Origin of the sequence: Methanobrevibacter sp., assembly GCF_045541095.1 — an archaeon.
In the GTDB taxonomy this organism is placed as follows: Archaea; Methanobacteriota; Methanobacteria; order Methanobacteriales; family Methanobacteriaceae; genus Methanocatella.
The window spans coordinates 1-10,037 of record NZ_JAZQIJ010000006.1 but is presented as its reverse complement, the minus strand read 5'-3'; the positions used below and the strand labels follow the sequence as shown (position 1 = coordinate 10,037).

Sequence of the window (10,037 nt, the reverse complement as noted above, 5' to 3'; positions counted from 1 at the left end):
ATGAAATCTAAACTAATAAATGACAAAGTTAATCAAAACTTTTTTCAACGATAACCAAGTTTAAAAAAGCAAAACATTAACATTTTTGTCTGAACCCATGGGACGAGGGAGATAGCCTAGGATAATATCAAATAACCAACGATATATAATAAAAAACCTAGGAATCCTCAACTTCAATAAGTTGAGGTAGTTCAACAACAGACTAAAAAACAGACTTAATTCAGATGGCGGCTCAAAAGAACTTGAAAAACCTCTTGGCAGCAGAAATTTCGGATATCTTGAAAATTTGATTGAAAATTCTTCCGGAAACATTGTTCTTGACTCGGACATTAAACTGGATGATGATGAGGCATCACGCTACCGCGAGGGAATCGTGATATCCCGGGATGCAGTCATCATCGATGGGGCCGGCCATTCGATTGATGCATGCGGCAGCACCCAGATTTTCAGGATAACCGGTCAGAATGTTGTTTTGAAAAATATCACCTTGAAAAACGGATATTCCTTTGTCCATGAGGGTGCCGCAATCATAAATGACGGTAAAACATCAGTATCCGATTCAAAATTCATAAATAATGTTTGCGAATCATTAAACGGAGGGGCAATATATCTCAATGAGCAAAACATAAGGTTTAGAAAATGTTCATTTGAAGGAAATGTGCCTGATGATATGAATATTTAATATTGTCTGATAATTGCCGGGGCATTTCATCCGGTAAAAATTGCACATCCAATGTTTTAATATGAAAAAAAAATAGTTAAAGTAAATGCAGAGCATTTACTTTTGAACTTTTCCGGTTTTTTTAACGACGTCCTTTCCGTAGATGGCCTGGTAGGTTCTGCTTTTTCCTATTTTAAGTTTTTTCATCACGGATTTTGGAACTGTAACTTTGGCAATTCCTTTGGAGTTTGTTTTGGCGGTGTATGTTTTGCCGTTGAATTTAAATTTGACTTTTTTGTTTTTGAGAGGTTTTTTGTTTTTCAGTGTGGCCTGAAGCACCATTTTGGAAGATTTTTTGATTTTCACGGTTTTGAGTGTCAGGAGATGTTTTACTGTTATCTTCATGGTTTTTGTCACTTCTCTGCATTTGATTTTTATGGTGTGTTTTCCCGGTGCTAAACTGGTAGGCATCTTGAATGATGCAACTCCGTTCTTGTCTGTTTTTTGTTTGAGTTTGGTCTTGCCTATCTGGACTCTCACTTCAAGCCCTTTTACTGAATTGAGCACCATTGAATCTATATATACCTTTAAATTGGTGCTTGTCATGTAGAACATATTCGGCTGCGGAGCGATTATTGTTACGCTGTTTATGACATCGAAATCTACAATGAATTCTTCACTTCCGTAATTTGTGTCATATACTATTTTAAGTCCATATTGACCTAATTTTGGATATGAAATGTCAATTTTGCCGTATCCGTTAACCAGATTCACGCTTCCCAGAAGGGATTCGTTGTAGTATACTACGCCATTTGAATTGTATATGTATACGGTCATGTTTCCGACGGTATCCTCAGGCATCTGTAATGTGATTGCATCCTTCGTGTTGACGATATGTTCCCGGCCATTATATTTGGGGCTTATTGCGGCTGAAAAGATTTTGCTGATTGATTTTGCAGGATAAACGTCATTTCCGACAAATCCAATTGTAAGGTTGTGCTTGCCCAGTTTCACATCATCATAAACCACCTCAAAGGCACTTGAATTATTTTTACGGACGGCTTCGTATTTCTTTCCATCAATGTATGCGTAAACGTTTTCGGTTATGGCCCTAGGCATCCAAAACTCAAATGTTATGTTTTTTTCTTCGTTCATGGGATAGACGTCCTTTATGTAGTTGAAGATGTCATATGTGAAAGTCACGTTCTCCCTTTTGCTTGAAGCAGGGTATTTTGCGCCCCCAGGATATCTCACTTCAATTTCATATGTCCTGTAGCTCAGGTTTGTGATGTCGATATGGCATTCTGATTGTTCACAGTAGATGGCCGGTTCATAATCCTCCATAAAGTCTTCATTCATGTCGTAGATTACTAAATCCAGTTCTCCTGTTTTGTAAAGCTCACCGTCCACATAGACTTCCACGGTTCCGAGTGCATCCATAGGTCCGTAAACTCCAATTTCGATGCTGCCTCCATTGCGGTCTAGGATATTCGGAATATCGATGATGAGTGATGAGACATTGATTGAAATAGTTTTGTTTTGAGGGTTGAAATGCTGGTTTCCCATAAATTCGTATGTGATGTTGTGGACTCCCGCATTCCATTTTTCATGATTAAGATCTATATGGTAGTCACAGTTAACGTCAGGTCTGTATGCTCCGTCAATGTAGGTGCGGATTTGTGAACCGCTGACCTCATCGTAGTTCAGTATCTTTACATAATTTCCCAGATCATAGGTGTTCTGTATAATTTCCTCGGGATAGGTTATGTCCATGTCCCAATCCTTTTTGGCTTCATTTTCGCTTAAGACATTCGCATCATCACTGATGGCCATTTCATCATTTGGTGCAGTTTCTGTAATTTCCGTTGGATCTGTCGTGTTGGTTTGCGCCGAAACGGCCGTAAGTGATATGATTGCTATTAAAAATATTAAAATTGCATAATGGTATTTCATTATTATACCTCCATTATATGATATTTTGGTGTAAGGTATATATAACATATCCTCTGAGGTTTCAAACAAAGGGCATAAATCCGAACGTGATGACTGTCCGTTTTATTATGGTGATCTGAAGATGTGCTTTCAGACAATCCTTATTTCGAGGAGGCTTTTTGATTTCAAAACTCTTCAACGTTCCATATTCTCATAACCGGTATCATTTTATGGTGGAGGTAAACGAAATTCATATTCGGAGTAATGGCAACATGTTTTGGTGTCTTAAAAGCATGGGGGGATTTGAACATTATATTCAAAACATAAGAGGACAGAGGGAAACTAGATTTGAATGAAAATTTGCACTATGCTCTTTAAAATTGTTTCAGATTCTTAAAATCGCTTTCACGTTATAATGTTGTTTTAAAATAAAAATTTCTCTTTATTGACAAACCTCTTGCAGTTCATGGTCATTTTGCCATCCAATGCCACTTTAAAAAACAGTACCTTTGTTTTGAAACATCAAGTTCGAAAAATTTTTCCATGTCTTTTTTTAAATTATCCTAATGTCTCAAATTTTCCTATATGTATTTATATTTGTTAATGAATAACTTGTATATATCATTAATTTAAATTTGTATTAATAATAATATATTCGGTTGTTTACAATGAATAAAACTGTCAGAGATTTAACATTAATATTTATAATAGGAATTTTGTTGGCTTTTCTGCTTATTGTTGTGGCTTATTCATTTCCCACTGAAAATGCATATGCAAATGTCGTTAAAGATGCATCATATTTTTCCAAAAACTTGCATCCTTCAGTTATACCCGGTTATGATACCACTAAATTGGATTTATATACCGATTCGGAAATTTTGAGTCAGGTTTCCTATTACAACAAAAGCATATCGCTAATAGACAATAGTATGATTGTTTACAGTACGATTGGGAAGAATTTTACTAAATATGCCGATGGAGATTTTGACAATAATGTTTTAAGAGAATATCCTCGTTACTGGCACGGATATTTGGCCGTGTATAAGCCATTATATAATTTTTTAGATTATAATGCCGTAAAAGTCCTGGAACTTGCTTTCGAAATCGTGATGATTGCAGGCATTATAAGGCTGATGTTTGAGAATAATCTTAAAAATTACATTGTCCCGTTCATACTGTCCATTATGCTGATTCATCCGGAAGTTATAGGATTGTCGATGCAATATTTTGCAGTATTCAATATAACGCTGATTTCCGTTTATGCGCTGATCAGGTTTAAGGATTACATTTTAAAGGATAATCGGTTTTTTTACTATTTATTCATTATCGGTATGGTTACGAATTACTTTGATTATTTGACATATCCTCTGATTACTTTGGGAATACCTGTGATTTTTTATCTGCTGCTTGACGAAGATAGGAAATCTCTCAGGGATAACGTTTTAATGATTATATTATTTGGAGTTACATGGGCAGTGGGATATGCCGGAATGTGGTTGAGCAAATGGGTCATCTCGTCTGTTATTTTAAATGAGAATATTGTTGCTGACGGATTTAACAGATTTCTTCTGAGGTCTTCAGGCGGTGATTTCACACGTTTTGACGCAGTATTGAAAAATGTATTTATTTATAAAAAAAGAGCATACCTCATAATCGGAAGTTTAATCCTGATTTATTATATTAAACGTTTAATCGGCGTGAGAAATGATATTTCCATGGATCGTCTCAGGCAGGCCGCTCCGTTCCTGATTTTGGCGTTAACTCCGTTTGTATGGTATTTTATTGCAAGCAATCATTCGTATATTCATTACTGGATGACATACAGGACATTGTTCATATTTTTCTTTGCCATTTTGTGTTCATTTGAATTTTTGGCGGAGGCACGTCAAAGTTGAATCTGGCAAATGACTTTAAATAATCACGTTATTTGAAATCCGTTGATAAAGTTAATTTTTGGTGTTTTGATGAAAACTGCAATTTTAATTCCATGTTATAACGAATCAGAAACAATTGAAAAGGTTGTTTTTGATTTTAAAAAGGCATTGCCTCATGCGGATATTTATGTATATGACAACAACTCCACTGACGGCAGTGATGAAATTGCAAAAGCCGCCGGGGCGATAGTCAGATATGAATATGCCCAGGGTAAGGGCAATGTTGTGCGTGCAATGTTTCGTGAAATTAAGGCTGACTGCTATATCATGGTTGACGGTGATGATACATATCCGGCAGAGTCCGCAGCGGAATTTGAAAAGCTAATCTTAAACGGCAGGGCGGACATGGTTATTGGAGATCGGTTGTCATCAACCTATTTTAAGGAAAACGACAGGCCCTTTCACAATATTGGAAACAGAATTGTTAGAAAATTCATCAACGTTTTCTTTAAAAGTGATTTGAAGGATATCCTGACCGGAATGAGGGCGTTCAGTTATGATTTTGTAAAGTCATTCGCAATTTCTTCAAAGGAATTTGAAATAGAAACTGAAATGAGCGTTTTTGCACTGATAAACAATTTCAAAATCGAAGAAATTCCAATCAACTACAAAAACAGAATCGAAGGCAGCCAATCCAAGCTCAACACATACCGTGACGGTTATAAGGTCATCATGATGATTATTGCACTCATCAGGGATGAAAGACCGTTCCTGTTTTTCTCTTTGATTTCTCTCATTCTTCTAATCATTGCGGCCATATACTTCTTCCCGATTCTATTCAGGTATTTCTCGACCGGTTATGTCTTAAAGATTCCTACGTTAATAGTCATATCTACAGTGGTCATCATTGCGGCGATAATCTTTTTCACAGGAGTCATCCTTCACGTTCTGAAAAGACAGCACAGGGAACGCATCGAGCATCAACTGATTTTGCTAAACGAACTCAAAGAGGATTAAATTTGATAGACAAACTGTTCAGACAACCCACCGATGACATTTTCATCCAGATGTTTAGGTATCTTTTTGTTGGAGGAACGGCATTTGCAGTGGATTTCTTCTTTCTGTATTTTTTCAGCGACATTTGTGGAATATACTATCTGGTTTCCGCCGTATTGTCTTTCATAATATCCGTTCTTGTGAATTATCTCATGAGTACAAAATGGGTGTTCAATCAGGATAAGATTGCAAACAAGGTTCTGGAGTTCAATCTGTTTATCTTAATCAGCACAATCGGTCTGGTCTTTACTGAAATATTATTATGGCTTTTCACTGACGTTTTCGGTTTGTACTATCTGATTTCTAAAGTAATTTCGGCGATTATTGTAATGTTCTGGAACTTCATTGCAAGGCGGGTGATGTTTTACGGGAAAAATTTCTCATGATTCCTATTGGGTTTCGAATTTTAACATTATTGTGCAAGAATTCTCCGGCTTCTACAAGCCGGAGAGGTTCAATTATATTATTATTTCTTGGACTTATTAATATATCTATTTTTTTTATAGGAGTTTTTTTTAGTCATTTTCCTTGTAAAAAATTAGGGGTTGTCTTCCAATTATGGAAGATAACAACAATTTGATTAATATTTTTATTCTATTTTCAAATATTTTTTTTAGAGTTCAATACTTAAACAGTGTACTTGGATATTTTTTCGATAAATAAGTTATTTCATTTGCAGCCGGTCAAATAATGTCATGAATGTTGAATAATTCATAATTATTTATATTATGGGGGATAAATATCATATCATGGTATTTTTGAGTATTGTCGTTCCATGTTTTAATGAGGAGGAATCAGTGGAACTGTTTTTCAGTGAAATTCAAAAGACATTGTCCAATCTGGACTTTGAAATCATATTTGTCGATGACGGTTCAAGAGACAATACTCTCGCTGAAATCAAATCCATAGCGGCCGGAAACCCGAATGTCAGCTACCTTTCATTTTCCAGAAACTTCGGAAAGGAGGCTGCTATCTATGCCGGTTTGAATAACGCTTCAGGGGATATGGTATGCATTATGGATGCTGATTTGCAGCACCCTCCGGCACTGCTTCCAGAAATGATTTGCGCACTTGATGACAACGACGTTGACGTTGCCGCAGCAAGAAGGGTTTCACGAAAATCAGACACCTTTTTCAAGACTCTCGGGTCCCGTTTGTTTTACCCGTTTTTCAACAGGATTTCCAATGTCGAGCTTGTGGACGGAGCAACAGACTATCGGGTGATGAGGCGGCCTGTTGTCGATTCGATTTTAAGGCTGGAGGAATACAACCGATTTTCCAAGGGGCTGTTTCAGTGGGTCGGATTCAACACCAGATGGATTGATTTTGAAAACATTGAAAGGGCACAGGGCGAGACTACCTGGTCATTCGGGGACCTGGTCAGATATTCCATTGAAGCTATTGTGGCATTCACCACTCTGCCTCTTACGCTGTCCATTTTTTTGGGAGGATTGTTTTCAGTATTCTCTTTTGTTTACATAATTTTAATCGTAGTAAAATATCTCCTGTTTTCCGATCCGGTTCAGGGGTTTACCACAATTATGGTGTCCATGCTGTTTTTGGGAGGGGTGATTCTTCTTTCAATAGGAATTCTGGGAAAATATATTGAAAAGATGTATCTTGAAATCAAGAACCGGCCGATTTATATAGTAAAAGAATCTGACATGGATGATTTTAAATGATACTCAACAGAGAAACGGTTTTATATGTGGTGTTCGGATGCATGACAGCTCTGGTCAATTTTGCTGTCTATTTCTTTTTTGAAACTCTATTAGGTGTCAATTATCTAATTTCCAATGTCCTGGCATGGTTTTTTTCAGTTCTTTTCGCATACGTCACAAACAGAACATGGGTTTTCGAGTCAAAAAGACCGGAAATACTAAAAGAGATGAGTCTCTTTTTTGGAGGAAGGATTTTCTCCGGTGCCGTGGACACTTTCCTGATGTGGCTTTTCATCGACGTTTTGACTCTGGGAAACGTATTCTCAAAGGTCACTGTCCAGGTTATAGTCGTTATCTTAAACTACGTTTTCTCAAAGCTGATTGTATTTAAGAAGTGACCAGATATATCTTGTAGTGGCCGGCGTCATACTTCTCATCCAGATTGAAGTTTTTCTCATACTTCTTGTTTTTGTCCTTTTTGGCCCAGTTAACAAGATACACGTCTTTTCCGGAGTTTGAGTCGAGGATGTCTGTCAGGTTTTTGTTGACTTTGGTGCCGTTGTCGTAGAAATACGTGTCTGTAAGGCTGTACTGTTTTGTTTTGTTTAAATCATCGTGAAGGACTCTGTATCCGTAATCGGTATTGAAAACGATTACGCTGTCATTGGTGTTGATGCTTTCAAGAAATGCGTCTTTCTTCTCATTGAACGCCAGCCTTGAATCAATATCGTCGAAAGTGATTGCAACACTTGCGGCCGAGAGAATCAAAATCAGAATTACGGAAGCTATAAAAACTCTCCGATCTTCTATCCTGCCGATGACTATGGAGGCTGAAAACCAGAATATTCCAAGTACCGGAACAAGATACCTTATTCTCATCACGTTGCAGAAAGAGGTCATTAAAAGAAGTATGCCTATTGCGATGGTTGCATAAATCAGCATCACTCCGACGCCTGTGTATCTGTCCCTTTTTTTGTAAATGACGACCAGAATCAAAATCAGAAATGCAACGGCAATTATTCTAAGGGCAATCATCTCAAAATTGATTGTCTCGCTTTTAACCGCAAAGCTTGTTATGTAATATATGGCGCTTTTGAGGCTTATGCTTTCATGGGCCTCCTCGGCCTGGGTCATCACCTGATAGGCTAAAATCGGAGCCCACGGAATGTACAGGACAATCAGCGCCGCAACGGATTTGGCCCACGCTTTCAGGCGGTCTTTGTTTTCATGCAGAATCTCATACAGTAGTGCCAGATAAATCAGTCCGCCTGTGATGATGAAAAAGTACTGGGTATAGGCTGCAAGAATCGTAAACAGTGTCAGAAGCATCCATGACCTGCGGTCCCAGCTTTTGCGCACGTCTCCGTAGTAGATGAATGCCATCAAAAGGAAAAAGAGTCCCCATGAATACATTCTGATTGTTAAAAACTCAACGAAAAAGTCGCTCATCACTCCTATGCAGAAAACAGTAAGGCCTGCTGTAAGCCAGCCGTATTCGTTTCTGATTTTTGTGCCGGCAACGGCCATTATGAGGATATAAGGGATTATTGATGCGACCTTTAAAAGGTAGAGATTTTCAAGGCCGAATGGGGTTAAAAGGTATAGTATCAGATAGTGCAGCGGCGGATGAACATCGTGGATTATCACGTTCATTCCATCCATGAACGGAAGATTTACCAGTGTATATGTCCAGTATTCGTCAATGTTTATAATCACGTTTGATATTGGTGATATGAACATGTAAAGCAGTATCAAAACTGCCCCTGCAAAAAATATTTTTCCCAACAAATCCCTTTTATTGTCCATATTTGTATATTAAAAGGTAGTATTATTTAAAATTAGCGAGGTTCAGTTTTCCTTGAAGCTGTAATCTATTTTTTACTGTGGATGTCGACAAACTCGTTGTAGGTGATGAACTTGTGGCCTTCGCCCTTAAGCATCCTTATCAGATTGTCCAGACGCCTTGCCATATCTTTGCCGCTGTTGTTTTTGATTATGAATGGCATTCTGAACTCAGGATGCTCCTTAAGTTCATAAAACTCCCACGGATGAAAATAGGTTACGAAATATCCGTCATGGCTAAGCACCCGGCGAACCATCCTGTGATAAACGCCCTCCGGAAGGTTGTGAAGCGACAGCCAGAACAGTGGAAAACGAAGATGGGGAGTTACTGAGGCCGGAATCTGCATTACTCCATCCTTAAAGAACCATGTTCTTGGAGTTTTGAGGTTCATGTAACGGCCGGGGATGAATGCTGGATTGAGCGATGAGTTATAGCGATACCCTACGCGTCTGATTTCAGAGTCCACAACCGGAAACATGCGGGGCTGGCGATAGCCGGTAACGGAAATGCCGTAAATACTTTCAATAATCTCTTTTGACCGGGCAAAATCGCTCTCTTTCGGCTGCCAGTGGTCCACACCGTGGCATGCCACCTCATGGCCGTCAGCAATAATCTGTTTTATCACTTCAGGCGCATGCATGGCGAAGTTTCCTGTACAGAAGAAAGTGGATCGAACATTATTCTGTTTAAGAATCTCTAAAATGGTTTTTGTTCCTTCAATGGATACTTGAATGCCCTCTTCAAGCGAATAATCGACTCCATGCTCCAGCGGTCCGTCGAATTCCTCTGTATCAAAACTAAGCAATATCATAATTTCCCGAAAATCCTTGAAAATTTTTAAAAAACTTTATCATTTTTAATTATATGTTTTATTGAACTACCTCAACTTATTGAAGTTGAGGATTCCTAGGTTTTTTATTATATATCGTTGGTTATTTGATATTATCCTAGGCTATCTCCCTCGTCCCATGGGTTCAGACAAAAATGTTAATGTTTTGCTTTTTTAAACT

9 protein-coding genes and 1 pseudogene are annotated in these 10,037 nt (G+C 38.0%); 6 read left to right on the top strand and 4 right to left on the bottom strand.

Features of this window, described 5'->3' with window-relative positions:
* Window positions 1–286: 286 nt before the first annotated feature.
* On the top strand, window positions 287–682 hold the full coding sequence (locus tag ACKI2P_RS00260) for a pectate lyase-like adhesive domain-containing protein (RefSeq protein ID WP_407374120.1): 396 nt from the start codon (window positions 287–289) through the stop codon (window positions 680–682).
* Between the two features lie 96 nt (window positions 683–778).
* On the opposite strand, the gene ACKI2P_RS00255 is transcribed toward ACKI2P_RS00260, so the two are convergent.
* Window positions 779–2,614, bottom strand: a complete 1,836-nt coding sequence (locus tag ACKI2P_RS00255) for a hypothetical protein (protein WP_407374118.1) — start codon at window positions 2,612–2,614, stop codon at window positions 779–781.
* A 647-nt stretch (window positions 2,615–3,261) separates the two neighbouring features.
* Between ACKI2P_RS00255 and ACKI2P_RS00250 the strand changes: the two genes are divergently transcribed.
* From ACKI2P_RS00250 to ACKI2P_RS00230, 5 genes are all read left to right on the top strand, one after another.
* Window positions 3,262–4,488 (top strand): hypothetical protein, encoded by a 1,227-nt coding sequence (locus tag ACKI2P_RS00250; RefSeq protein WP_407374116.1) that lies wholly within the window; start codon window positions 3,262–3,264, stop codon window positions 4,486–4,488.
* 69 nt (window positions 4,489–4,557) lie between these two features.
* The gene (locus ACKI2P_RS00245) at window positions 4,558–5,484 is read left to right on the top strand and encodes a glycosyltransferase family 2 protein (RefSeq protein WP_407374115.1); all 927 of its coding nucleotides are present in this window, start codon (window positions 4,558–4,560) and stop codon (window positions 5,482–5,484) included.
* Between the two features lie 2 nt (window positions 5,485–5,486).
* Window positions 5,487–5,909, top strand: coding sequence for a GtrA family protein (locus tag ACKI2P_RS00240; RefSeq protein WP_407374114.1), 423 nt, complete (start codon window positions 5,487–5,489; stop codon window positions 5,907–5,909).
* Between the two features lie 363 nt (window positions 5,910–6,272).
* The gene (locus tag ACKI2P_RS00235) at window positions 6,273–7,205 is read left to right on the top strand and encodes a glycosyltransferase family 2 protein (protein ID WP_407374112.1); all 933 of its coding nucleotides are present in this window, start codon (window positions 6,273–6,275) and stop codon (window positions 7,203–7,205) included.
* The gene (locus ACKI2P_RS00230; RefSeq protein WP_407374110.1) at window positions 7,202–7,582 is read left to right on the top strand and encodes a GtrA family protein; all 381 of its coding nucleotides are present in this window, start codon (window positions 7,202–7,204) and stop codon (window positions 7,580–7,582) included. Before ACKI2P_RS00235 ends, ACKI2P_RS00230 begins: the two co-directional genes overlap by 4 nt.
* Here the strand turns inward: ACKI2P_RS00230 and ACKI2P_RS00225 are convergent.
* The 3 genes and pseudogenes from ACKI2P_RS00225 to ACKI2P_RS00215 all read right to left on the bottom strand — a co-directional run.
* Window positions 7,572–8,990 (bottom strand): hypothetical protein, encoded by a 1,419-nt coding sequence (locus ACKI2P_RS00225; protein ID WP_407374109.1) that lies wholly within the window; start codon window positions 8,988–8,990, stop codon window positions 7,572–7,574. The genes ACKI2P_RS00230 and ACKI2P_RS00225 overlap by 11 nt on opposite strands.
* 65 nt (window positions 8,991–9,055) lie before the next feature.
* Window positions 9,056–9,373 (bottom strand): hypothetical protein, encoded by a 318-nt coding sequence (locus tag ACKI2P_RS00220; protein WP_407374122.1) that lies wholly within the window; start codon window positions 9,371–9,373, stop codon window positions 9,056–9,058.
* Between the two features lie 144 nt (window positions 9,374–9,517).
* Window positions 9,518–9,838 (bottom strand): annotated as a pseudogene (locus ACKI2P_RS00215) (polysaccharide deacetylase family protein); the annotation flags it as partial.
* Between the last annotated feature and the right edge of the window lie 199 nt (window positions 9,839–10,037).